This window comes from Chryseobacterium sp. NRRL B-14798, from assembly GCF_050470705.1.
GTDB classification, from domain to species: domain Bacteria; phylum Bacteroidota; class Bacteroidia; order Flavobacteriales; family Weeksellaceae; genus Chryseobacterium; species Chryseobacterium cupriresistens.
The window spans coordinates 1711458-1735064 of record NZ_JBFLUL010000005.1 but is presented as its reverse complement, the minus strand read 5'-3'; the positions used below and the strand labels follow the sequence as shown (position 1 = coordinate 1735064).

General features: G+C 38.1%; 23 protein-coding genes. 11 read left to right on the top strand and 12 right to left on the bottom strand.

The features are described 5' to 3' along the window. Window positions 1–16 precede the first annotated feature (16 nt). The 4 genes from AB1278_RS08165 to queA all read right to left on the bottom strand — a co-directional run bounded on the left by AB1278_RS08165 (window position 17) and on the right by queA (window position 4342). Entirely contained in the window at window positions 17–925 is a 909-nt protein-coding gene (locus tag AB1278_RS08165) for a hypothetical protein (RefSeq protein WP_343639157.1), read from the bottom strand. A gap of 237 nt (window positions 926–1162) precedes the next feature. Continuing rightward, a complete protein-coding gene (locus AB1278_RS08160) occupies window positions 1163–2113 on the bottom strand; it encodes a sterol desaturase family protein (RefSeq protein WP_411414040.1) in 951 nt (316 codons plus the stop codon). 74 nt (window positions 2114–2187) lie between these two features. Continuing rightward, window positions 2188–3222, bottom strand: a complete 1035-nt coding sequence (gene rlmN, locus AB1278_RS08155; RefSeq protein ID WP_202839242.1) for a 23S rRNA (adenine(2503)-C(2))-methyltransferase RlmN — start codon at window positions 3220–3222, stop codon at window positions 2188–2190. Between the two features lie 70 nt (window positions 3223–3292). Next, complete coding sequence (queA, locus tag AB1278_RS08150; RefSeq protein ID WP_034696367.1) at window positions 3293–4342, bottom strand: tRNA preQ1(34) S-adenosylmethionine ribosyltransferase-isomerase QueA; 1050 nt, start codon at window positions 4340–4342, stop codon at window positions 3293–3295. A gap of 153 nt (window positions 4343–4495) precedes the next feature. Between queA and AB1278_RS08145 the strand changes: the two genes are divergently transcribed. From AB1278_RS08145 to AB1278_RS08120, 6 genes are all read left to right on the top strand, one after another. Then, a complete protein-coding gene (locus AB1278_RS08145; RefSeq protein ID WP_202839234.1) occupies window positions 4496–5209 on the top strand; it encodes a hypothetical protein in 714 nt (237 codons plus the stop codon). Between the two features lie 36 nt (window positions 5210–5245). After that, window positions 5246–5938 (top strand): AIM24 family protein, encoded by a 693-nt coding sequence (locus AB1278_RS08140; protein ID WP_062672057.1) that lies wholly within the window; start codon window positions 5246–5248, stop codon window positions 5936–5938. Between the two features lie 71 nt (window positions 5939–6009). Continuing rightward, window positions 6010–6192, top strand: a complete 183-nt coding sequence (locus AB1278_RS08135; RefSeq protein WP_202839232.1) for a hypothetical protein — start codon at window positions 6010–6012, stop codon at window positions 6190–6192. 224 nt (window positions 6193–6416) lie between these two features. Further along, a complete protein-coding gene (locus AB1278_RS08130; protein WP_202839230.1) occupies window positions 6417–7814 on the top strand; it encodes a Gfo/Idh/MocA family protein in 1398 nt (465 codons plus the stop codon). Continuing rightward, window positions 7804–8718 (top strand): nucleotidyltransferase family protein, encoded by a 915-nt coding sequence (locus AB1278_RS08125; RefSeq protein ID WP_202839227.1) that lies wholly within the window; start codon window positions 7804–7806, stop codon window positions 8716–8718. Before AB1278_RS08130 ends, AB1278_RS08125 begins: the two co-directional genes overlap by 11 nt. After that, window positions 8709–9767 (top strand): phosphotransferase enzyme family protein, encoded by a 1059-nt coding sequence (locus AB1278_RS08120; RefSeq protein WP_429813605.1) that lies wholly within the window; start codon window positions 8709–8711, stop codon window positions 9765–9767. Before AB1278_RS08125 ends, AB1278_RS08120 begins: the two co-directional genes overlap by 10 nt. Window positions 9768–9951: 184 nt before the next feature. Here the strand turns inward: AB1278_RS08120 and AB1278_RS08115 are convergent, their stop codons facing one another. Then, window positions 9952–10446 carry a DNA-deoxyinosine glycosylase gene (locus AB1278_RS08115; protein ID WP_202839224.1) on the bottom strand — a complete coding sequence of 165 codons (495 nt, stop codon included), beginning with the start codon at window positions 10444–10446 and terminating at the stop codon, window positions 9952–9954. A 149-nt stretch (window positions 10447–10595) separates the two neighbouring features. Beyond that, window positions 10596–12590 (bottom strand): S9 family peptidase, encoded by a 1995-nt coding sequence (locus AB1278_RS08110; RefSeq protein WP_120231784.1) that lies wholly within the window; start codon window positions 12588–12590, stop codon window positions 10596–10598. 205 nt (window positions 12591–12795) lie between these two features. Between AB1278_RS08110 and AB1278_RS08105 the strand changes: the two genes are divergently transcribed. Beyond that, complete coding sequence (locus AB1278_RS08105) at window positions 12796–13662, top strand: chitobiase/beta-hexosaminidase C-terminal domain-containing protein (protein WP_120231785.1); 867 nt, start codon at window positions 12796–12798, stop codon at window positions 13660–13662. 49 nt (window positions 13663–13711) lie between these two features. On the opposite strand, the gene AB1278_RS08100 is transcribed toward AB1278_RS08105, so the two are convergent. From AB1278_RS08100 to AB1278_RS08085, 4 genes are all read right to left on the bottom strand, one after another. Further along, window positions 13712–14056, bottom strand: coding sequence for a phage holin family protein (locus AB1278_RS08100; RefSeq protein WP_114821738.1), 345 nt, complete (start codon window positions 14054–14056; stop codon window positions 13712–13714). A gap of 117 nt (window positions 14057–14173) precedes the next feature. After that, the gene (locus AB1278_RS08095; protein ID WP_202839222.1) at window positions 14174–14596 is read right to left on the bottom strand and encodes a PaaI family thioesterase; all 423 of its coding nucleotides are present in this window, start codon (window positions 14594–14596) and stop codon (window positions 14174–14176) included. Window positions 14597–14718: 122 nt separating this feature from the next. Continuing rightward, the gene (locus AB1278_RS08090; RefSeq protein WP_429813600.1) at window positions 14719–16218 is read right to left on the bottom strand and encodes a GMC family oxidoreductase; all 1500 of its coding nucleotides are present in this window, start codon (window positions 16216–16218) and stop codon (window positions 14719–14721) included. A gap of 11 nt (window positions 16219–16229) precedes the next feature. Next, window positions 16230–17636 carry an aldehyde dehydrogenase family protein gene (locus tag AB1278_RS08085; RefSeq protein ID WP_429813597.1) on the bottom strand — a complete coding sequence of 469 codons (1407 nt, stop codon included), beginning with the start codon at window positions 17634–17636 and terminating at the stop codon, window positions 16230–16232. A gap of 102 nt (window positions 17637–17738) precedes the next feature. Between AB1278_RS08085 and AB1278_RS08080 the strand changes: the two genes are divergently transcribed. From AB1278_RS08080 to AB1278_RS08065, 4 genes are all read left to right on the top strand, one after another. Continuing rightward, the gene (locus AB1278_RS08080; RefSeq protein ID WP_429813594.1) at window positions 17739–18608 is read left to right on the top strand and encodes a helix-turn-helix domain-containing protein; all 870 of its coding nucleotides are present in this window, start codon (window positions 17739–17741) and stop codon (window positions 18606–18608) included. A 94-nt stretch (window positions 18609–18702) separates the two neighbouring features. Next, on the top strand, window positions 18703–19125 hold the full coding sequence (locus AB1278_RS08075) for a hypothetical protein (protein WP_429813591.1): 423 nt from the start codon (window positions 18703–18705) through the stop codon (window positions 19123–19125). A gap of 259 nt (window positions 19126–19384) precedes the next feature. After that, on the top strand, window positions 19385–20236 hold the full coding sequence (locus AB1278_RS08070; RefSeq protein WP_411414036.1) for a helix-turn-helix transcriptional regulator: 852 nt from the start codon (window positions 19385–19387) through the stop codon (window positions 20234–20236). Window positions 20237–20429: 193 nt separating this feature from the next. Then, window positions 20430–20921 carry a hypothetical protein gene (locus tag AB1278_RS08065; protein ID WP_429813588.1) on the top strand — a complete coding sequence of 164 codons (492 nt, stop codon included), beginning with the start codon at window positions 20430–20432 and terminating at the stop codon, window positions 20919–20921. 7 nt (window positions 20922–20928) lie between these two features. On the opposite strand, the gene AB1278_RS08060 is transcribed toward AB1278_RS08065, so the two are convergent. Next, window positions 20929–21123: a hypothetical protein gene (locus AB1278_RS08060; RefSeq protein ID WP_343639187.1), complete on the bottom strand. Its 195-nt coding sequence runs from the start codon at window positions 21121–21123 to the stop codon at window positions 20929–20931. Between the two features lie 270 nt (window positions 21124–21393). Further along, window positions 21394–23520 (bottom strand): DNA topoisomerase 3, encoded by a 2127-nt coding sequence (locus AB1278_RS08055; protein WP_429813585.1) that lies wholly within the window; start codon window positions 23518–23520, stop codon window positions 21394–21396. Window positions 23521–23607 lie beyond the last annotated feature (87 nt).

Genomic DNA, 23607 nt, shown 5'->3' with positions numbered 1-23607 from the left:
CAATTTTAAGGTAAAATTAATCTTTGAGTTGTTCTTTCGGGATAAAATAAAGTGAAGGTTTTGCAGTTCCCAACGGAGACCTGAATTTTTCTCCTGAAATATAAATTCCGTTTTCATCTGCGCTTATCCCTTCAATTTGTGATAATGAAAGCGCAGTTCCAAGGTAATAATGTCTGGGTTTTTCTTTAAAAAATATGCCGGGTTCCGTTTCTGCAAAAACATCTAAAAAGATCTCCGTTTTCCTGGTATATCCCACTAAATAAAGCTTTTTATCAAAATAAGAGGCATCTGTAACCACGAAACCTGTTTTATAGGTTTCTATCTTCTCTGCTTTCTGCAGTTCTGAAATTTCCGGATCTACGATATAATGTGAGGTTGCTTTTGAAGCCCACTCTTTGGTAAATATATGCAGCTTTCCATTCAGATAAATCATGGCTTCCGCATCGAAATCGTTTTTTGTGTTTTTAGAAATAAACTCAATCTGTTCGGGATAATAAAACAGAATTTTTGTTCCGTCAAAGGCTCTTTCCGAGCCGGGAATTTTAATATCATTAGACTCATTGAGACGTTGGTATGGGACTTTGTAAATCATCAGATCTTTTCTTGTTCCGGTATTGTTTCCGAAATCCCCGATATAAAAATTTTCTCCGTCATTAGCTAACGCTTCCCAATCTGTATTGATCAAATTGGTTTTCAGTGTCCTGATAATTTCTCCACTCTTTTTATCCAATTCAAAAAGTTCGGCAGGATTTCCACTGTCATTGAATGTATACAATCTTCCGTTTAAAATATTCAGTCCTGAAGTTTCCTGAATTTTATCATCTAGGTAATTAACTCTGTATTTTTTTATTTTCAGAAAATCAGTCCGCTGGGAAAATGCAGATTGGCCAACGAAAAGTGCAACAATCAGAAGGAGTTTTTTCATAAGACAAAAATAAGGTTTTATTGTGAGTTAGAGACTTGGAGACTTGGAGGGTTTGAGCTAAAAGCGTTTGCATGCGATGCGAGGTACGGGTTTCGGGATGCGGGTTTGAGATAAGAGTGGAGATTCCTACGGAATATAAATACTGTATAGCCTTTGAAAAATGCCCATTCTAAAAATAGAAAAACGGACTAAAATAGTCCGCTTTTCCCTTAGATTTCTATTGATTTAAATCAGAAGTTAAGCCGTTTTCTGCTCTTTCTGATTTTGCTGTTGTTCTTTCTTTTGTGCCTGTTTTGCAAAATACTCTTTCTGATATTGCCTTACCGTTTTTCCCGTTCCATCATGTCTCCATCCCGGTGAATTGAAAATATAATTGATTCTGTCTGTAAATTTTAATCCAGGCTGCTTCAGATCTTTCCAGATTTTTCTCCATTCATAAAATAATACCGTATCCGGTCTGTTATCCGGCATTTTTGGATAGATTCCATATTTCACGGGTACATTCGGATCTTCTTTTTGGAAGGTTCCAAATATTTTATCCCAGATAATGAGACACATTCCCATGTTTTTATCCAGGTATTTTACGTTACAAGCATGGTGTACACGGTGATGAGAAGGCGTTACCAGAATATATTCCAGAAATCCCATACTCTTCACAGTCTGCGTATGCACCCATGTTCCATACACTTGTCCTATAGCGTATGCCACCATAATATGCCAGGGATTGAATCCTAAAAATGCCAGCGGCGAAAAATATAGATATCTGTAAAGCGGCTGTAATACCGGGCTTCTGAATCCTGTTGTGAGGTTAAAATATTCTGAGCTGTGATGCGTAATATGAACTGCCCAGAATGCTCTGGAACGGTGGTCCACATAATGCAGCACATAATAGGCAAAGTCTGTGATGATAAAACATGCCAGCAAGTACCATACGCTAAGGTCCCAAGAGAAAAGCCTGTGATGGTAAAAGAAGAACATTACGCCCATAGCAAATGCCTTCATGATAAGGTCAAGGCCAAAGTTCATCAATGCAAGATAAACATTGGTGGCAAGATCTTTCCCGCTATATAACTTAGCTTCTGAAACGTGGCTGTAAATCATTTCCGCTAAAATAACAGTGGCATGCAATGGGATAGCCCATGCATACACATTTTCCAGCCCGTCCTCGCTCATAAGAAAATCCATCATCACAAAATAATTTGTGCAAAGGTAGGGTTTTAAGCTATTTTTTAAGAAAGTTTTAGGCTTTTTTTAAGGAAATTTTAATCTGTTGTTTTGTTGGCCAACTGTCCGCAGGCGGCATCAATATCACCTCCACGGCTTCTTCTGACCATTACAGTAATCCCTGCATTTTCAAGCTGACGGATGTAATTTTCTTCTGCCTGCTTGTTACACTGGTCATATTTTCCGTCCCCGATCGGATTGTATTGAATCAGGTTTACTTTTGAAGGAACCTGTTTGCAGTATTTGATTAAAGCTTTAATGTCTTCATCGCCGTCATTGATTCCTTTCCATACGCAGTATTCAAAAGTAATCACAGAACCTGTTTTTTGATACCAATACTGAAGAGCATCCATAATATCCGTCAATGGGAACTTATCAGAGAAAGGCATAATTTCATTGCGCTTGGATTCGATAGCAGAATGAAGGGATAAAGCCAGTTTCACGCGCAGTTCATCATCTGCAAGCATTTTGATCATCTTAGGGATACCGGATGTAGAAACGGTAATTCTTCTTGGAGACATTCCCAATCCTTCCGGCTGGGTAATTTTTTTGATGGCTTCCACTACGTTTTTGTAATTCATCATCGGCTCTCCCATTCCCATAAATACGATATTGGAAAGCGGTCTGTCGAAATACATTCTGCTCTGGCTGTCAATCAGGGCTACCTGATCCACAATTTCAGCAACTTCAAGGTTTCTCATCCTTTTCAGTCTTGCTGTAGCACAGAATTCGCAGTTTAATGAGCATCCTACCTGCGAAGATACACAGGCTGTTGTTCTTGTTTCTGTAGGAATAAGAACAGATTCCACCATCAGTCCGTCATGAAGTTTCACTCCGTTTTTGATGGTTCCGTCAGAGCTTTTTTGAAGAAGGTCTACGGAAACAGGATTAATGGTATATTCTTCCGAAATTCTCTCACGAAGTGATTTTGAAAGATTCGTCATTTCGTCAATCGAATGGAGGTTTTTACTCCATAGCCAGTCATAGACCTGTTTCGCACGAAACGGCTTTTCTCCTAAAGACACAAAGTATTCTTTAAGCTGGTCTAGTGATAATGTACGGATATCTTTCATTGTAAGGTTGTAGATTTTAGGTGGCAGGTTGCAGATACTATTACCTGCAACCTTTTACCTATTATCTTTTTTATAGAATTAACATTGCATCACCGTAAGAATAGAATTTATACTTTTCTTTTACGGCTTCTTCATAAGCATGCATTACAAAATCTCTTCCGGCAAATGCAGCAATCATCATGATTAAAGTAGACTTCGGTGTGTGGAAGTTCGTAATCATTGAGTTCGCTACTCCGAAATCGTGAGGAGGATAAATGAATTTGTTTGTCCATCCGTTGAAAGCAGAGATTTTTTTGTTTGAAGAAACAGAAGTTTCCAATGCTCTCATGGTAGTAGTACCTACTGCACATACTCTTCTGTGAGATTCTACCGCTTTGTTAATGATGGCAGCATTTTTCTCATCGATAATGATTTCTTCAGACTCCATTTTATGTTTGGAAAGATCTTCTACCTCAATCGGGTTGAATGTTCCCAATCCCACGTGAAGGGTAACTTCAGCAAAATTGATCCCTTTGATCTCCAATCTCTTCATCAAATGCTTAGAGAAGTGAAGACCTGCTGTAGGGGCAGCTACTGCTCCTTCTACTTTTGCATAGATTGTCTGATATCTTTCTGCATCTTCAGGTTCTACAGCTCTTTTGATATATTTTGGAAGTGGAGTTTCTCCCAATTCTTTTAGTTTTGTTCTGAATTCGTCGTAAGATCCGTCGAATAAGAATCTTAATGTTCTTCCTCTTGAAGTTGTGTTATCAATAACCTCAGCTACCAAAGACTCATCTTCAGTGAAGAATAATTTGTTACCAATTCTGATTTTTCTTGCAGGATCTACCAAAACATCCCAAACTCTGGTTTCTTTATCAAGCTCTCTTAATAAGAAAACTTCAATTTTAGCACCTGTTTTTTCTTTATTTCCGTAAAGACGTGCAGGGAAAACTTTTGTATTGTTGAAGATGAACAAATCTTCTTCATCAAAATAATCCACAACATCCTTGAATAATTTGTGCTCGATAGTCTGTGTTTTTCTATCAAGTACCATTAATCTCGCTTCGTCTCTGTGCTCTGATGGGTGTTCTGCTAATAATTCCGCAGGAAGATCAAAATTAAAATCTGATGTTTTCATTTTTTAAATTACGGTTTAAAAATTATTGAAATTACAAGGTGTAATTTTCGGAGTGCAAATATACGACATTGAACACCCCTTTGTCAAGTATTATTTACAATCAAATATAAAACCGTGATTTTACGGGGAGTTTCAAGACATAAAAGAGTATTTTTGGAAAAATTAAAATTCAATATGGAACCTGTAAGTAAAATATACTTCATTGATAATCCGTATCCTAATGGCCACAAAATTGAAACCTTTAGCTGGAGTGGAAGAATTGATGAATCTGGATTTATCTGGTTTGATTTTCATTTAAAAACTGAAAATTATTACGCCAATGACGATGAAAACGGGGAAGACGACGACGAAGATCTGTCCGACTGGGACTCCAAAATCGTATGGAGAAACTATCATGCCTGTACACTCTCGTCCAACTATTGGGGTGAACAGAGAGGAATCAGAATTAATAACCTTGATGAAAAATTAGATTTCGATGCTGTTGTTCAAAATGATCTTTTCAGTAATGATCTTCCGTCTGAACAACATTCTGATGATGATGATCTTGCTTTCAACATCTACCTGCTGGGGCATGACAGCTGTGCCGGACATCAGATCCGGTTTTCAAAAAAAGAGAATCACCGGTATGATATTATATGGACAGGCAAAATAGCATTGACCTACGCAGGCGATTATGAGTTTTCACATGATTTCAAAGCGGAAATTTTCAATACAGAATTTGAAGGTTTTCATTACCCTAAAACCTGGTCACTGGAAAAGGCAACTGAGATGTTCAAAACCAGACTTGCCCATTTTGAAGCGTATGAATTTGTAGATCTGAATCCTAAAAGTAACAAAAGGGAGTATAAACTCGACAAACTAAAGTAATAACACTCTAAAAACAGCCAATTAAAAAATATCATTATGAGTAAATATTCAATTGAAGCATTTATCAACGAAACCAAAGAAAATCCGCAGCAAAGAGATTATTTTGAACTGGAAACGAAACATCTTCTGGAAATCAACCTTAACAATCAGGCAGTATGGACGAAAAGAGGAAGCATGGTAAGCTATGTGGGAAATATCAATTTTGAAAGACAGGGAATGCTGTCCGGAGGAATTGGAAATCTTTTAAAGAAAGCTATCAGCGGTGAAGGAGCCAGGCTGATGAAAGCAGAAGGAACCGGAAAACTATATGTTGCAGATTCCGGGAAGAAAGTCCGTATTCTGTATCTGAACAATGAATCTGTTTGTGTAAACGGAAATGATATCCTTGCCCACGAACAAAGCGTAAAAAGTGATATTACTATGCTGAAAAGCATTGCTGGAATGATGTCCGGAGGTCTTTTCCAGGCAAAACTTTCAGGAACGGGCCATATTGCTATTACAACTCACGGAGATCCTTTAACTTTACTTGTAACTCCTGATACACCTGTATTTACAGATCCGAATGCTACTGTGGCATGGTCCGGAAACCTCAGCCCGGAACTGAAAACCAATGTTTCTTTCAAAAGCCTTATCGGCAGAGGAAGCGGCGAAGAGTTTCAGATGAAATTCTCAGGTCATGGATGGGTACTGATTCAGCCTTATGAAGAGGTATATTATATGGAAAAATAAAAGAGACAAATTGTGAAGTGATTTAGTGTAAATACTTTAATGATAATGAACTTTTTGATGAGATTACAAAAATGACTTATTCTGAAATACGAACATTTTTCAGAGACTATATTGAAGGCAGCCATCCCATTCCTTTAAAAGAATATCTGGAAAAAGCAAGTTTTAGTTATGATGAAGCCACTGGAAAAGTAACTCATGACTCCAACCCTGATTCAAAACAAATTGCATTAAGAAAAGACTGGATCAATCAATAAATTTTCACGTATATAACAAATATTTTTTAAAAAAATATAAATGAGTAAAACTGCTAAAAAAGTGAAAATTAATAATCTATATTTTAATAACTACAAAACTGTTCAATTTTAAAATCCAATAAGCCTCAAATTCTTACAAACCACCTTCATCACTTCATTCTCTAATTATCTATCACCTTACCGGGATTTACAAAAGTTTTAATATATTTAAAAAAAATATATAGATGAACAATAGTAACTCCCGCAGAACCTTTCTTAAGACTGCAGCTTTGGCAAGCTTTGGGGCATTGGTTTTACCCAATTCTTTATTTGCTTATTCCAATGATTTTAAAACAGATAAAAAAGTCCGCGTCGGTTTTATCGGTGTAGGTCTTCGTGGCCAGGAGCATGTAAAATTACTAGCAAAACGTAATGATGTGGAAATTGTGGCGTTTGCAGATCCGGAAAAAAGGATGCTTGCCGCATCTCAAAAAATCTTAAAAGACAACAATAAACCGGCTGCCCAGGAGTTTTCCAACGGGGAATATGATTATAGGAATCTTTTAAAATTAAAAACGATAGATGCTGTTGTGATCGCTACTCCATGGGAATGGCATCTTACCCAGGGTGTGGAAGCCATGCGCGCTAAAAAGATTGTAGGCATGGAAGTTTCCGGAGCGATAAAGCTTCAGGACTGCTGGGAATTTGTAAAGGTATATGAGGAAACGAAAGTTCCTATCTTTATGATGGAAAATGTATGCTATCGAAGAGATATTATGGCCATCCTGAATATGGTCCGTAAAGGAATGTTCGGAGAACTGGTACATGGAAGAGGCGGTTATCAGCATGATCTGAGAGGTGTTCTTTTCAATGACGGGGTTAATCCATACAATTCCGGTGCTGAGTTTGGAGAAAAAGGCTTCAGTGAGGCAAAATGGAGAACCGAACATTATGTAAAGCGTAACGGCGAGCTTTATCCTACTCATGGATTAGGTCCGGTTGCAATGATGATGGATATCAACAGAGGGAACCGTTTAACAAGGCTTTCTTCATTCTCTTCAAAATCTGTAGGGCTTCATAAATATATTGTTGAGCATCCCAAAGGGGGAGAAAACCATCCTAATGCCAAAGTAAAATTCAACCAGGGAGATATTGTAACCACTCAGATTGCCTGTGCCAATGGAGAAACCATTCTTCTTACTCATGATACAAGTTTACAAAGACCTTATGATCTTGGTTTCAGAGTTCAGGGAACTGAAGGATTGTGGCAGGATTTCGGATGGGGAGATTTCAACCAGGGACATATTTATTTTGAAAAAACCATGAACCATACCCACCGTTGGGACAATACTGAAAAATGGATGAAAGAACACGATCATCCGATGTGGAAAAAGTTTGAAGCTACTGCTGCAGGCGCAGGACATGGCGGAATGGATTTCTTTGTAATGAATACTTTTATTGAATGTATCAAACGGAATATAGAGTTCCCGATGGATGTGTATGATCTTGCATTGTGGTATTCAATTACACCATTAAGCGAAGAGTCTATTGCCAAAGGAGGTCAGGTAGTTGATATTCCTGATTTCACCAATGGAAAATGGAAAACCCGTAAACCTGTATTTGGAATGACCGATGAGTTCTAAGAAAACATTACTTATACTGGCAGGCGGATTAGGAAGCAGATACAAGGGGCTTAAACAGGTAGACGGAATACTCGATAACGGCTCGCCAATTCTTGAGTATTCCATCTTTGATGCACTGGAAGCCGGTTTCCAAAAAGTAGTTATTATTGTCAACAAACTGATTCCTGAAAGTTATATTGAAAGGCTCAACGGCATTTCAAAAGCTAAAAATTTTGAATTGCTTTGGGTATATCAGGAGATAGACAGCATTCCTATTTCACTGGAAGGTTTTGATTATCCCGATCGTAATAAGCCATGGGGAACCGCTCATGCCGTACTTTGCGCCAAATATTCAATACAGGAACCTTTTGTGATGATTAACGCGGATGATTTCTACGGAAAAGAAGTGTATCAGCTCGCTGCACATGAAATTAACCATCATCATATATCAGATACACAATTAGGGATGATTGCTTATCCTGTGGGTACAACATTGAGTGGAAATGGTACTGTAGCCAGAGGAATATGTACGCTGGATGCTGAAAACTACCTGATCAAAGTAGTGGAACAAACATCCATTCAAAGAATAAATAACTCAATTGTTTACATTGAAAACGGAGAAAGTATACAACTGGATCCTGACACCCTGGTATCCATGAATTTTTTTATTTTCCACCCTCACATTTTCTGTTATCTGGACACCTATTTTTATGATTTCATAGAATCTGATCCACTGCCTGATCAGGAATTTTATATTCCTTCTGCAGTACAAAGAATGATGGATGAAAACAGAGTAAAGGTAAAGGTGAAAGTATCTCCTTCCCCATGGATGGGAGTTACATATGCTGATGATAAAAAGGAAGTTAAAGATTTTCTGATTTCAGAGATTAAAAACAACAGATACCCGGAAAATCTATGGAGCTAAATGATATTGTTGCTGAATTTATCGGTACGGATAGTTATGACCTTACTCCTATTACTGACGGGTTGATCAATACCACCTATCTTCTGGAGGATAAAGGTCAGGGGAAAAAGTTTATTCTGCAGAAAATCAACAATCATGTTTTTAAACAGCCGGAAGTGGTCGTTAATAACCATTTAATGATCAATGAAGTGCTCAGGTCAAATCATTATCAATTTGAAATTATAGAACCTGTTCCTTCTCTTACCGGTAAAATTCTGGTAAAAGATAAAAATGGTCAGCCATGGCGTATGTTAAGTTTTGTAGAAAACAGTACAACATTCCTTACTGCTCCCTCTTTGCAGACGGCTTTTGATGCTGCTAAAACCTTCAGTTATTTTCTCAATACGGTAAATACTGAAAAACTGCCTGCCATTGAAGATTCTCTTCCCAATTTCCTCAATTTTGAGAAGAGGGTTGCAGATTATAAAAACTCACTCAAAAATGCAGATCCTCATTTAAAAGAAAATGCCCGGGCTGAAATTGAAATCACCAACCAGCTTTTATCCTTGCCGGACCGATGGATTGAAATGGAGAAAAACAATCAGATCCCAAAAAGAATTATTCATGCAGATGTAAAGATCAGTAATATTCTCTTTGATCAGAATCATAAGCCGCTGGCTGTGATTGATCTGGATACCATAATGATTTCTACCATTTTATATGATTTTGGAACGATGATCCAGTCGTATACCAATACCACCCAGGAAGATGATGGAAGTGCCATAGATAATTTCAACCCTGAAATGTATAAAGTCGTAAAAGAAGGATTTTTATTTCATTTAAAAGAAAAACTGACACCACTGGAAGCTGAGAATCTCGATTATGCAGCACAGGTCGCTATTTATATTCAGGAACTTCGTTTCTTAACCGATTATCTGAATGGGAGTACCTATTATTCTATCGCGCATCCTGAACACAATCTGGACAGAACTAAAAATCAATTGGAACTGTTAAAAGGATTGAGAGAATATCTGGGAGCTGGTGGAGAGTCGGAGAGTTTGAGGGTTTGAGGGCTGGGTTTATAAAGTATATAGATTCCTACTGAAAGACAAAGTGTACGGATAAATAAAGCGTCCCAGTTGTCCATTCCGTAAGAATCTAGCTTTATCTTCTCCCTCTCAAACCCTCTCATTCCCAAACTCTCAAACTCTCCCAGTCAATATCCCGAATCCCGCACCTCGAATTCCAGAACTCCTAATCACCCAAAAATTCCAAAATTCTTTTCCACTCTTCCAGCTTCTTTTCAAAAGAAACCGTATGAAGCGGGCTGGTAGAAGGCAATAAAAAAACGGGCAGCTTATAATCTTTCCCGAGCAGTTTCTGTAAGTTCTTGTATGACTTTCCGCCGTTGCAGAAAATAGCTTGGATGTTCGGATGTTCTTCTAACAGTTCTGCAATCTGATTGGCTTCTTCATTCCTGATTTCAGAATCCAGACTTCCTTTTCTCTCGCAGGAATCAATGACATCCCACAGGGCAATATGATGTTTCTTTATCGTTTCAATTCTTTGTGTGTAATCATCAGTAAATTGTTCGTTCAGCAATTCAAAAATGATTTTCCAGAATTTATTTTGCGGATGGGCATAATACTGCTGTTTTTCCAGTGATTTCACTCCGGGAATTGATCCTAAAATCAGAATTTCAGACTGAGCGTCAATAATGGGTGGAAATGAAGAAATACGCTTTTGCATATTCAAATATAAAGATTTAATTTATTTTAATTAGGCAGGAAACCGGGAGCCTGAAGAAGGAAGTTATTGAGGTTTTGGCTAAAGTCATTGTTTTTTAATTAAAAAAAACGGGCTAAAGCCCGTTTCTATTGATATTTTATATTGTTTGTCTACAAAGTTTCCTTCAGCCAGTCAAAGAATTCTCTCTGCCATACCAATCCGTTTTGTGGATGAAGTACCCAGTGGTTTTCGTTCGGGAAGTACACCAGTTTAGATTTTAATCCTCTTAATTTTGCAGCCTGGAAAGCTTCCTGACCCTGCTCGTAGGGAACACGGAAATCGATTCCTCCCTGAACAATCATAATAGGTTTGTTCCATTTTTCTACAAAATTGCTTGGATTGAATTCTGTGTACGCTTTTGGAAGTGGTTTTTCCCATGGAGAACCAAGATCCCAGTTGGCAAACCATAGTTCTTCGGTAGTCAGATACCATGATTTCATATCAAATAAACCATCATGAGCTATAAATGTTTTGAATCTGTTCTCATGGATTCCGGCCAGCATAAATACACTGTATCCTCCGTAACTAGCTCCTACAGCTGCTACCCTGTCACCGTCCACATATGGTAAAGTTTTCGCAAAATCTGTGGCTGCCAGATAATCTCTCATTGGCTGTCCGCCCCAGTCTTTTGAAATTTCTTCATTCCATTTTGTTCCCCAGCCCGGCATACCTCTTCTATTCGGAGCTACCACGATATAATCATTAGCTGTCATTAAAGCAAAGTTCCATCTTACACTGAAATACTGAGTAAGTGCAGACTGTGGGCCTCCCTGGCAATATACCAGAGTCGGATATTTTTTGTTCGGGTCAAAGTTCGGTGGATAGTGGAACCAAACTCCCATTTCTTTACCATCTGAAGTTTTCACCATTTTAAGTTCAGATTTCCCCTGAGCCAGCTTAGCATAAGTTTCCTTGTTCGCTTCAGTTACCTGCTTCATTTCTCCATTCTTAACGTTTACAGAGAATAATTCTGTAGCATGGTTTACGTCTGTTCTTCCTACTAAAAGTGAAGTTTTATTGTCTGTAAAGATTTCGTTTACGTCAAAATCTCCTTTAGTGATTTGCTGTACTTTTGCTGATTTTGAATCCAGCGAGAAAAGCTGTTTTGTACCTCTGAATGCCGCTGTGAAGTAGATCGTTTTTGAATCTGCTCCCCAAAGAACGTCTCCTGAAACACTTTCATCCCAGCCTGAGGTAAGGTTAGTGGTCTTCCCTGACTTCCAATCCAGGATTTTCACATCATTTTTATCTGCTTCATATCCATCTCTGGCCATACTCTGCCAGATCAGAGATTTTCCGTCCGGGCTGAATTTTGGGTTTACATCATATCCTTTGTTGGATTCTGTAAGGTTTTTGGTAGTACCTGATGCCAGATCATAAGCAAAGATATCGGTATTGGTACTTGTAGCATATTCTTTACCACTTTTAGGTTTTGTAACATATAAAAGCTGTGCAGAATCCGGGCTCCAGATAAAATCTTCAGCACCACCGAAAGGTCTTTGCGGAGAATCCCAGGTTTTTCCTTCCAGAAGATCTTTCGCTCCTTCTACTTTATCGGCTGTATTCACTACAAATACATGGTTATATTTTCCTTCATTGAAATAATCCCAGTGTCTGTGATTCAGGTCTGTGTATACCTGAGCCGTTGTTTTAGGAGTATCGCTGAATTTATCTTTCCCCATTACTTTTTCTACCAATACCTGCTTGCTGAAAGCAATTTTCTTTCCGTCAGGAGAAATTACGATATTATCTGCTTCACCAATGGTATAAAATTCTGTCCAGGTTTTTCCGGCATCTTTAGAAAGATAGATTTTATCTCCTTCCTGAGCATAGATTCCGTTTTTATCCCACTGAATAAGGGCTTTTTTCCCGAAATCGATTTTGGAAGACTGGTTATTAAGAACATTCAGAAAATAGTTTTCATTTTTCGTTTTCTCTGTTTTCAGGTCTACCTGCCCTACTTTATAGATAAGAGAACCCTGATCTGGTGAAACTGCCTGTACCCCAACTTTTTTCAAAGTCCAAAGAATTTCAGGCGTCATTACTTGTTGTGCATTCATTAAAAGCGGAGCTGCCAAAGCCAGCAGGCTGTACTTAAGTTTCATATGTTGATATTCATTTTTAACGGATGTACAAAATCAGTTGATTTCCTACATCCTTTTATTAAATTCAAAGATTGCCAAAGTTAATATTTAAAATAAAAACGGACGAAAGAATTAACATTAAGTTTTTAAAGTTGAAAAATAATTGATTTATGTATGGCAAAAATTTTATTAGTTTTACAAAAAACTAAACTAATACCCATTTAATATGAAAAAATTTATACTTTTTTCTTCACTTTGTGTGTCCTCATTTTTTTTTTCACAGCTTACGATGAGTCCTTTTCCCAATCATTATTATAATCCTTATCAGGTCACAATTAATGGAAACGGGACTATTTATTACACCACTGACGGAAGCACTCCGACGATTAGTTCTTCCTCTGCCGTAAATAATGTTCAGATTTCTATTGATCAGAATAAAGAGATCAAGGCATTTCTTGTTAACGGACAAGGAAGTTCTTCTCCTGTAATCAGTAAAAAGTATTATACAGGAAGTATTCCTACTGCTGCTATTTATTTTAAAGCACCTTCCACATGGGCATCAGGAAGCTGTGTAATGGTTGATATGGTCAGTCCCAATTCTATAGACGGATTTGCAATCGATACATTCTGGCCCGGAGTTGTAATGCAACCTGCCGGATGTGAATCATGGTATAAGACTACGAGAGATTTTGAAAGTGCCAATGTCCGTTTTAATAACTGTACTCTATTTGAGAATATTCCTGCTACCATCAGTACCAATCTGATTCCGATGGGAAGTACTTTGTATTATGATTTTACAGATGGAGTAATAACCACTCCGCCTTCATGTTTATTTTTAATATCTAATGAATCAGTCTCTAAAAATAAAAGCGTTTTAATCAAAGTTTATCCGAACCCTGTTTCAGATATTTTAAAAGTAAATACTGACCGGAACTTCAACGAATATGAGATTACAGATGTGAATGGAAGGGTGATTTTAAAAGATCAATTTATGAAAGAAATTTTAATTAGTCAGCTTATCTCAGGAAATTACTTTTTAAAGCTTAAAGATTCGAAAGGAGACCTCGTGTTACTGAAGTTCATTAAAAAATAAAGAAATCCGCTCGTTGAGCGGATTTCTATTTTGATCTTTATGATTTTAATTAATCTCCATCTGAGAACATTGAATTCGCCAGAGAAGTTACGATTGATAATAATATACTGAAGATAAATGCCCACCAGAACCCATCTACAACCATACTGTCTATGAAATAGTCTGCAATCAGGACTATTGCGGCATTAATTACCAGCGCAAAGAATCCTAAGGTAAGAATAGTCAGCGGAAGGCCAAACAGACTTAAAATTGGCTTTACAAATATGTTAAGAACCCCAAGTACAATCGCAAAGATGATGGCTGAAGAAAATCCTTCAAACTGCACTCCCGGTAAAATTTTAGTTAAAAGATAAGCAACAATTGCTGTAATAAAAAGTCGGATAATTAAGTTCATTGTGATATTTTTTAATGTTTATGGGGTTTGTTGAGCAAAAGCCATTCCATTCCGGAAAAAAAATGCTTTGAAACCCTTTATTGAAGGAATATTCCAGCTTTTATTCCCTTTAAATTCTTATTTTATTTTCATCATGGTAACTAATGAGGTCGCCACATGACTTTCAGAAGCAGAACCTTCGGTCTGGACATAGATTTCCGTTCTCACCACAACAATTTTTCCACCCCCTTTAATGACATAGGATTTTGAAATCAAAGCATCACCCATTGCCGGACGAAGGTAGTTCACTTTCAATTCAACGGTCACTACATAACAATCTTCCGGATAGTGGCTCACAGCGGCATATCCTGATGAAACATCCACCAGAGAGGCGATCATTGCGCCATTGAACATTCCTGCTTTTCGGGTCATCATTTCCATCTTAGGGATCTTCATCGATATAAAATCAGTTTCTACTACCAGCAGTTCTGCTTTATAGAATTTCAAGGTTTCCGAGCGGCTGAAGCTGTCTGTAATGAGTTTCTTTTTTTCTGGTGTCATGAATTTTATTTTAAACAAAGGTAAGCGCTATAAAGTTTTTGATCTCAATGATCTTTCAATTTTTCATTAAAAAGCCGCTCCATAAACATGAAACGGCTTCTTTTCAAGGTTTTATACCCTTCTTACACAACAAACGATAACTTTTCGGATGAACCTGACGCTTTCATATGATGATCTTCTCTGATCATATCGGCTGCTTTTTCACCAATCATAATGGTAGGTGCGTTGGTATTTCCGGAAACCACATCCGGCATGATGGATGCGTCAGCTACCCTTAATCCTTTTATTCCGTATACTTTCAGTCTCGGATCTACTACAGAAAGGCTGTCGACTCCCATTTTACAGGTTCCGGTCATATGATGATAGGTGGAACATGATTTTTTGATATGATCTATCACTTCCTCTTTTGTTTTTCCCATTTCACGGCATATTTCAACGCATTGATAAAGGGCTTCCAGATCGGATTCTTCAGAAAGATACATCGGGTTAATTTCCGGAGAAGCGAAAGGATCGGAAGACGTCAGTTTGATATACCCTTTACTGGCAGGTCTGATAAATCCGGCGCAAAATGTAAATGCGTTTTGCGGCCCTGTGAATCCCGGACTGTAATAAGGAAGTCCCATAAACAAAGGCTGCAGATCAGGGAAAGCCATTTCTTCTTTGCTTTTCCAGAATAACTGGGCTTCCAGCAGATTGGCTTCCGGAGCAGGAATATCTTTTTTAGCTTTAAAAATAACACTTGCCAAAAGATGATCCTGAAGGTTTTTTCCAACTCCTTTCAAATCTTTTACTACCGGAATTCCTACTGATTCCAATTCCTGTTGATCACCAATTCCGGAAAGCATCAGAAGTTTGGCAGATTCTATGGTTCCACAGGATACAATGACTTCTTTTTCTGCTTCCACTTCTACTAATTCACCGTCTTTCAAATACTGAACTCCAACACATTCATTTTCTTCAAAAATTAATTTCTGAGCCAGTGCATTGGTATGAATATACAGATTGGGCCTCGATTTCACAGGATCCAAGAATGCTTTCGCGGTAGAACATCTTTTACCGTCTTTTCCTACACTGAGGTGGTTAAGACCTGCACCCCAGATTTCTTTATTAAAATCATCCGTTAAAGGATAACCAAGTTCCTTACATGCTTCAACAGCACTAACTGAAATGGCATTCGGGCGCTTGATACGACTTACAAAAAGCGGTCCTTCCCCTCCATGAATGTCATCTTCACCTTCTTCATGGGTTTCTGATTTCTTAAAATAAGGCAGAACACTTTTCCAGTCCCAGCCCACACATCCTTTATAAGCCCAACTATCATAATCCTGCTGATGCCCTCTGATGTAGATCATTCCATTGATGGAACTTGAACCACCCAAAGTTTTACCACGAGGCCAGTATCTTGTATTCCCTCCTGCATACTCCTGCTCAACGGTATGATACGCCCAGTCTCTCTCCGTATTCCAGATAGCGGGCCAGCCGGCCTGTTCTTCCACTTCAGCCACTTTATCATCGGGACCTGCCTCCAGTAAAAGGACATTTATATTTTCGTTTTCACTTAATCTATTAGCGATTACAGCGCCTGCCGAACCGGATCCGACAATTATAAAATCGTATTTCATGAGTTCTAACTTTATTTTTTAATGCTGATGACTTTAGGAACGGTAACTGCTTTTAATCCTTCTATTCCGAATTCTACTCCATAACCAGATTGTTTTACGCCTCCGAAGGGAACAAACGGGTGAATAGCACCATGTTGATTGATCCAGACAGTTCCTGCTTCCAGTTGTACAGCGACTTTCTGAGCTTCGTCAGGATCATCACTCCAAACGGAAGCTCCCAGTCCGTTTTCTGAATCATTGGCTTTACTGATGGCTTCTTCCAACGTTTTATACTTAATAATTGGTAACACAGGACCAAACTGTTCTTCGTCTACAATTCTGTCTCCGTTATCTACATTTCCCACCAGAGTTACGGGAATAAAATAGCCTTCCAGATCAGGTTTTTGCCCTGTGAATATGAAGTCTGCCCCGATGTTTTCGGAATCATGAATCAGATCCTGAATTTTATCGTACTGCATTTTATTCTGGATAGGCCCTAAAACGCTGGCTTCATCCGCTCCGTTCCCCATTGGAATATTGGAAGAATAGTCTGCCAATGCTTTAACGACTTTTTCGTAATCGTTTTCATGAACGTATAGTCTTTTTAAGCAGGCACAGGTTTGCCCCATATTCAGGAAAGCACCCCAGAAAATCCCATCAATATACTTGGAAACATCAAGTCCGGGTAAAATAATTCCTGCATCATTTCCTCCACATTCGAGGGTTAACCGGGCCATATTTTTAGCAGAAGCTTCAATGACTTTCTTCCCCGTTGCGATAGAGCCTGTGAACATAATTTTCCCAATTTCCGGATGTGAGGTAAGGTAACCACCTACTTCTCCTCTGCCGGTAACTACCTGCAAAATATCCTCAGGAAGGACACTGTTGATCACTTTTATCATTTCCAGACTGCAGTAAGTGGTATATTCCGAAGGTTTGATGATGACAGCATTTCCCATTCTCAATGAAGGAATAATCTGCCAGATAGCAATCATCAAAGGCCAGTTCCAGGGAGCAATGGCTGCTACTACTCCAATCGGGTTTCTGTATACAACATCTTTTCGTGTGTCGTCTTCGAAAACAATTTCTTCGGGTAAATCCAGTGATGCGGGAACCTGTGTCCAGCCTACACAAGCCTGCATTTCGAAATTAGCTCCAGGACCATTCAACGGTTTTCCCTGCTCGCGGGTGATCCATTCTGCAAGGTGTTTTGAATTTTGCTGCAACGCTTCCGCTACTTTTAATAAAATCTCTTTTCTTTCTGCATCCGGTCTTGCGGCCCATAGTTTCCGGGCTTTTTTTGCTTTCTCAATTTTAGCATCAATCTCCTCACGAGAAGTATTGGTTACTTCACCTATAACCTCTAAGGTAGAAGGATTTACGGATAAAAACTGAGTATCTGGGATATGGGTTTGTTTGGCTGCTGATGTATTTTCCATTGTTTTAAATTATTTTGTATTTTACGTAATCCGAAAATGGTAATAACATGATATAAATTATTTACTTATTCTCTATTTTTTTTAACCTAAACTCTCCCTATCATGGAAAAGATCGAAGAAAAAACTGTTTTCAGCATTCCTTTTGGTGAATTGAATGTATTTGAAACAAATGTAGTTTGTCATGATTTTCCTTTCTTTTTTAAAGAGCCTGTTATCACGCTTATGCTGAGTGGCAATAAGATTATTCGCAGTGATGATGAGACTTTTGAATTCAAGGAGAGAAGTGTATTTATTCCGCCCTGTAACAAGGAACTGAGTATCGATATCCATCCCGTTTTTAAAGAACCTACGAAATGTCTGGTATTGAATATTGAGCAGGAGTATATTGACAGTGTATTCTCCGAAGTGATTGAAAACTGGCATCCGGACTGGGACAGAACAGGAATTATGATGAAAGAAAACACTGTGAAAAAGTTCATCAGTTCGGATGAGTCTTTATGGAGAAGCCTTACCAATCTTTATAACAGAAGAATTGACGGAAATCTTCATAATACCTCGGATTTTCTTTTAAGCTTAAGTCTTAAAGAACTGATTTATGAGCTGATGAAAACCAATGCAAAGCATATCCTCCTCCATTCTGGAAAGGCAGAAAATATACAGAACGGACTTCAGGAAGTGGTTCATTTCATCAAAAACAATTACAGAGAACCAATTACCATCAGGAGACTTGCTGCGCTTGCAGGAATGAGCGAAGCCAATCTGTTTAAAAAGTTTAAGCATTCCTACAATTGTACTCCGGTAGAATATATTATTCAGTTGAGAATAGAACACGCCAAGCAATTGCTGATCAGCAATCCTGAAATCGGGATTAAAAATATCTGTTTTGAATCAGGTTTTAATACATTGGAGTATTTTTACAGAAAATTTACCCAGATCACCGGAAAGTCTCCGAAGAAGTTTAAGGTAGATTGATAGATAAAGCTGGAAGATGGAAGCAAGAAAATGGAGGTTAGTACCGGTCTTTTTATTTCTGGCAGTTGTCATTATTGAATAAAGTAATCATCCTATGTACTGTAAAAAAGTGTTCATTGTTGTAAGTCTTCTCTTATGCTGTGTCTTTTATGCGCAAACCCTGCATTTGTATGGCGGTGCAGATCAAAAAGAATATCTGGGATGTTTAAACTGTGACAATTTTGATAAAAATTCGATATGGAATAAGTTTGGTGATTACGGAAATGTTTTCAGCTCAAAATCTATCTGGAATACGTATGGAAACTACGGAAGTACCTATGGCCCCTATTCACCATGGAATGCTTATGCTTCTTATCCTCCTGCAATTGTTGATCAGGATGGAAATTTCTTCGGGTTTCTTACTTTGAATCCTTATCAATCTGACAGGTCTGAACTGGAGCTGGCTATGATTTTATGTAAGCATCATGAGGAGATTAAAAGCGATGTGGATGGCTGGTATGAGAAGTTATTCCGGTAAAACCACCTGTCAAAAAAAGTGTAAGGCCGGATTTCTTCGGAATGAAATTTACGACGTTTAGTTTATTCGTACATAATGTCATTTCGTAAGAATCTCTGGATAGACGGGTTGGAAAACGCAAAGTCGCCAATTGTCGCCAAACTATCTGTTTTTGAGGCGTTAAGATTTTATCTCCGATAAAATATAGTATTGCTTTACATTTACAAAAAAATTTATTTAACTTTCCTATTATTGAATTCAAAAACTCACGTACTCCATTATGCTGAATGATTACAAAAAACACGAATTATTTGGGAAAACCCTGATACAGAAAATTGATATATCAGGGTCCTTCAGGTATGATTTTCCGGTTTCGGAGCAAGCTTGTTTTCTGTATGTGCTTAAAGGTGAGTTTCAGTACAAAACAGAGGAACAGGAGTTTGATGTTTCTGCAAATTATTCTCTTTTTCTGAACTGTATGAGCTCCGGAAAACATATTCATAACTCAGCGTCAGAAGATCATTGTGAGATTGTGATCGTTACGTTCTATCCTGACATCCTGAAAAAAATCTATGACAGAGAATTGCCTTTATTACTGCAAAAACCTTCCGATATCGTTTCGAATAAATCCAATGAGAAAATAAACAATGACTTTCTGATTCAGAAGTACGTAGAAGGGCTGCTTTTTTATTTTGAAAACCCTTCCCTCGTTAATGAAGATATATTGGTTCTAAAACTCAAGGAAATCATTTTGCTGTTGGCTCAGTCACAGAATGCTAAGGCCGTTCAGCTGATCCTGTCACAGCTTTTCTCTCCCACCACTTATTCTTTTAAGCAAATCATTGAAGCGAATTTATTTTCACAGCTAACAATCGAACAGCTTGCTGAGCAAAGCAATTTAAGTGTATCATCTTTCAAAAGAGAATTTGCAAAACTTTACAACGATACCCCCGCCAATTATATAAGAAACAAAAAACTGGAAAAAGCCGCCGAATTACTTTTAATATCCGATGAACGCATTACCGATATCGCGTTCGAATGCGGATTCAACGATCTGACCACTTTTACCAAAAACTTCAGCGATAAATTTCATATAACGCCCTCCAATTACCGCCAGGAACGGAAAGGATGATAATCGTACCTTTTTAAAGATTATAAATGTATTTCCTGTTTTGATAAGGAGTTCTTTTTTGAACCAAAATCCCAAATTCTTGAACTAAATCCCAAAATCATTTCTGTATTTCTATCGCAAATTTGTACCGTCAGTTACAGGGAACAGTAATATACCTGCAGCTTATAAGTATCAATTTTAAAATACAATCAATATGAATCTATCAGGTTTAGGAATTTTTCACACTATTATTGGCGTAACAGCTCTTGTTGGCGCAGTGATAGGATTTATCAGATATGGTAAAATCAATCTGGCTCAGCCGTCAGGAAAAGTCTATTTTTATACGACGGCCGTCACTTCACTTACAGCATTAGGTATCTCCAAAAACGGAGGTTTTAATGCAGGACATGTGTTCTCATTATTTATCATTGTTTTGATCACTGTGGCCTATTTTCTTTTTGCCAATAAAAAAGAAAGTAAGAAAGCCAGGTATTTTGAGAATTTCCTGTTGTCATTCAGCTTTTTCCTGTCGCTGGTTCCCACTGTTAACGAGACATTCACACGGGTTCCGATTGGACATCCTTTGGCTAAAGATATCAAAGATCCCATCATCGGGCAGACTCTTCTTGTTATTCTTCTGCTTTTTATTGTTGGATCTGTTTTTCAGTTTATCAAACAGAAAAGGGAGAATGTTGGCATTTCATGATGACAGGTTATTCGAGAAACTGTAAAACCAGTCCGTCAAAAATTCTTTGAATTTTTGCCACCCTCGGGAAGATGGGAATTTTTACATATTCAGTTGGAGTATTGGTATCTAGGATAAGGCTTGTGATTGTGCAGAAAAGAATAAGATTGGATTCCTGTGGAATAACAAATACAACGCTTAGTTTATCCGTACACCTAGTCATTCCATAGGAATCTAGATGGGTTGGAAAACGCAAAGACACAAGTTCTTTCCATACTAAATATTTTTAAGGCGCTAAGATTTTATCTCCGATAAAATGGTTATTGCTGAATGATATCTAGAAAAGTGCAGGAATCCCGATATAAAATAACCGATACGCTTAATCAGGTATTGAAAAATCACGGGTTCGAATCCCGTATTCTCCACCTGATAATTCCAGTTAGTTTATTCTTTCCAAATGGTAGCTGATAATTTAGATTAAGTATACTATTGATTAGCTCAATTGTACCTGGAAATCATCACTTAAAGTCAAAACACCTTCTGTGATTGCTTCCGGGTGGGTAGAGAAGCCTTTTAATTTTGAAGTTTTTCCTTTTAATACCAAATCTAAAAGTTGTTTATCGGATAGTTTCTTGCCGAAGATTTCGAACGTAATTTTAAAACCGCAGTTTTTGAAATCGGAGCAGCCTACGGCGGTTTTTCCTTTGATCAGATTATGTTCTTTACATTTCGGGCATTTCGTTTCTTCCCAGGACTGAAGTTCTTTTTTCTGCGCAGGTTCTCTTTTTTTCTTCTCCTTGACTTCTTCTTTTTCTTCTTCCTGGAGGGTAATTACTTTTCCTTTTCCGTACACCACTTTTTCAGTGAGTTCTGTCACCATCTGAATCAGTTCTTCTTTGAAAAGATTGGCTTCATACTCTCCTTTTTCAATTTTACGAAGTTTGGATTCCCATTCTCCGGTCAGTTCCGGGCTTTTTAACAGTTCGTCTTCGATGGTATCGATCAGCTGGATTCCGGTTTGGGTAGCGATCAGATTTTTTCTTTTCTTCTCGATGTATTTTCTTTTGAAAAGGGTTTCTATGATGTTGGCACGCGTGGATGGTCTTCCGATCCCGTTGTTTTTCAGCATTTCACGCAATTCTTCATCTTCTACCTGTTTTCCGGCAGTTTCCATCGCTCTCAGCAGTGTTGCTTCGGTGTAAGGTTTTGGAGGAGTCGTTTTTCCCTGATGAATCATCGGATCGTGGAGTCCGGTTTCTCCTACAGTAAATTCAGGGATGGTTTGTTCTTCCTCTTTTTCTTTTTCCTTATCGGTGGTTTCCTCTTTCGGTTCTTTGGCGTAAACGGCTCTCCATCCTGCTTCAAGAACCTGTCTTCCGCTGGTTTTGAAAGGAATGGTTCCTACTTTTCCTTCTACCAAAGTATTGGAAATTTTACATTCCGGATAGAATACTGCTATAAAACGTTTTGCAATCAGATCATAAATCAGTTTTTCTTCCCTGCTCAGATTCTGAGAAGGCGGAATTTCCGTAGGAATGATCGCATGGTGATCGGTTACTTTTGTATCGTCGAAAACCGCCTTTGATTTTGGAATCGGAGCTTCCAGCAACGGAGCAATCAGATCCTGATACGGATACATTTTCTGAAGAATTCCTGCAATTTTCGGATATAAACTGTCTGATAAGTAGGTGGTATCAACACGGGGATAAGTTACGTGCTTCTTTTCGTAAAGACTTTGCACATAATTCAACGTATTTTCCGCCGAATAACCGTATTTTTTATTGGCTTCCACCTGAAGTCCGGTCAAATCGAAAAGTCGTGGATTTTTTTCTTTTCCTTCTTTAATTTCGAAAGAAACGATCTCAAATGGATTGACTTTAAGGTATTCCAGTCCTTTTTCTGCACGTTCCAATGTTTTTAAACGGTCAATGGCTGCGTTGAAAATAACGTCACGGTATTTGGTTTTCAGTTCCCAATATTCTTCTGTGGTAAAAGCATCAATTTCTTTCTGACGCTGCACCAGCATTGCTAATGTGGGAGTTTGCACTCTTCCGATAGAAAGAACTGCTTTATTTCCTCCAAATTTTTTCGTAAAAAGCCTAGTTGCATTAATCCCTAACAACCAATCTCCTATGGCTCTGGCATTTCCGGCCAGATAAAGGTTTTTATAATCTTCTGCCGGTTTTAAACTGGCAAATCCTTCTTTAATAGCATCTTCCGTTAGTGAAGAAATCCATAAACGCTGAATCGGTTTGTTGCATTTTGCTTTCTGCAATACCCAACGCTGGATGAGTTCTCCCTCCTGCCCGGCATCCCCGCAGTTAATGACCTCATCACATTCTTCAACTAATTTTTCAATGACTTTAAACTGATTTTCAACACCTTTATTAGGGATCAGCTTGATTCCAAAACTGCTGGGAATAATCGGCAGTGAAAAAAGGTTCCAGGATTTGAACTGTGGACCGTAGTCGTGTGGTTCTTTTAAAGTACAAAGGTGTCCGAACGTCCATGTTACGCAATAGCCGTTTCCTTCCATATAGCCTTGTTTAGGCGTGGTAGCGCCCAATACTTTGGCGATATCTCTGGCAACACTGGGTTTCTCGGCAATACATAATTTCATGAACTCGGGTTTATTGGAGGAGTGCAAAAATCGGGATTTTTTTTGACTTTGCAAATTGGGATACATATCAACTTTAATATAAGAGAT

Bases quoted from the DNA above. Each gene is read 5' to 3' on its own strand.
- AB1278_RS08165 (WP_343639157.1), bottom strand. From the start codon at position 925: ATGAAAAAACTCCTTCTGATTGTTGCACTTTTCGTTGGCCAATCTGCA.
- AB1278_RS08160 (WP_411414040.1), bottom strand. From the start codon at position 2,113: ATGATGGATTTTCTTATGAGCGAGGACGGGCTGGAAAATGTGTATGCA.
- rlmN (WP_202839242.1), bottom strand. From the start codon at position 3,222: ATGAAAGATATCCGTACATTATCACTAGACCAGCTTAAAGAATACTTT.
- queA (WP_034696367.1), bottom strand. From the start codon at position 4,342: ATGAAAACATCAGATTTTAATTTTGATCTTCCTGCGGAATTATTAGCA.
- AB1278_RS08140 (WP_062672057.1), top strand. From the start codon at position 5,246: ATGAGTAAATATTCAATTGAAGCATTTATCAACGAAACCAAAGAAAAT.
- AB1278_RS08135 (WP_202839232.1), top strand. From the start codon at position 6,010: ATGACTTATTCTGAAATACGAACATTTTTCAGAGACTATATTGAAGGC.
- AB1278_RS08130 (WP_202839230.1), top strand. From the start codon at position 6,417: ATGAACAATAGTAACTCCCGCAGAACCTTTCTTAAGACTGCAGCTTTG.
- AB1278_RS08125 (WP_202839227.1), top strand. From the start codon at position 7,804: ATGAGTTCTAAGAAAACATTACTTATACTGGCAGGCGGATTAGGAAGC.
- AB1278_RS08120 (WP_429813605.1), top strand. From the start codon at position 8,709: ATGGAGCTAAATGATATTGTTGCTGAATTTATCGGTACGGATAGTTAT.
- AB1278_RS08115 (WP_202839224.1), bottom strand. From the start codon at position 10,446: ATGCAAAAGCGTATTTCTTCATTTCCACCCATTATTGACGCTCAGTCT.
- AB1278_RS08110 (WP_120231784.1), bottom strand. From the start codon at position 12,590: ATGAAACTTAAGTACAGCCTGCTGGCTTTGGCAGCTCCGCTTTTAATG.
- AB1278_RS08105 (WP_120231785.1), top strand. From the start codon at position 12,796: ATGAAAAAATTTATACTTTTTTCTTCACTTTGTGTGTCCTCATTTTTT.
- AB1278_RS08100 (WP_114821738.1), bottom strand. From the start codon at position 14,056: ATGAACTTAATTATCCGACTTTTTATTACAGCAATTGTTGCTTATCTT.
- AB1278_RS08095 (WP_202839222.1), bottom strand. From the start codon at position 14,596: ATGACACCAGAAAAAAAGAAACTCATTACAGACAGCTTCAGCCGCTCG.
- AB1278_RS08090 (WP_429813600.1), bottom strand. From the start codon at position 16,218: ATGAAATACGATTTTATAATTGTCGGATCCGGTTCGGCAGGCGCTGTA.
- AB1278_RS08085 (WP_429813597.1), bottom strand. From the start codon at position 17,636: ATGGAAAATACATCAGCAGCCAAACAAACCCATATCCCAGATACTCAG.
- AB1278_RS08080 (WP_429813594.1), top strand. From the start codon at position 17,739: ATGGAAAAGATCGAAGAAAAAACTGTTTTCAGCATTCCTTTTGGTGAA.
- AB1278_RS08075 (WP_429813591.1), top strand. From the start codon at position 18,703: ATGTACTGTAAAAAAGTGTTCATTGTTGTAAGTCTTCTCTTATGCTGT.
- AB1278_RS08070 (WP_411414036.1), top strand. From the start codon at position 19,385: ATGCTGAATGATTACAAAAAACACGAATTATTTGGGAAAACCCTGATA.
- AB1278_RS08065 (WP_429813588.1), top strand. From the start codon at position 20,430: ATGAATCTATCAGGTTTAGGAATTTTTCACACTATTATTGGCGTAACA.
- AB1278_RS08060 (WP_343639187.1), bottom strand. From the start codon at position 21,123: ATGACTAGGTGTACGGATAAACTAAGCGTTGTATTTGTTATTCCACAG.
- AB1278_RS08055 (WP_429813585.1), bottom strand. From the start codon at position 23,520: ATGAAATTATGTATTGCCGAGAAACCCAGTGTTGCCAGAGATATCGCC.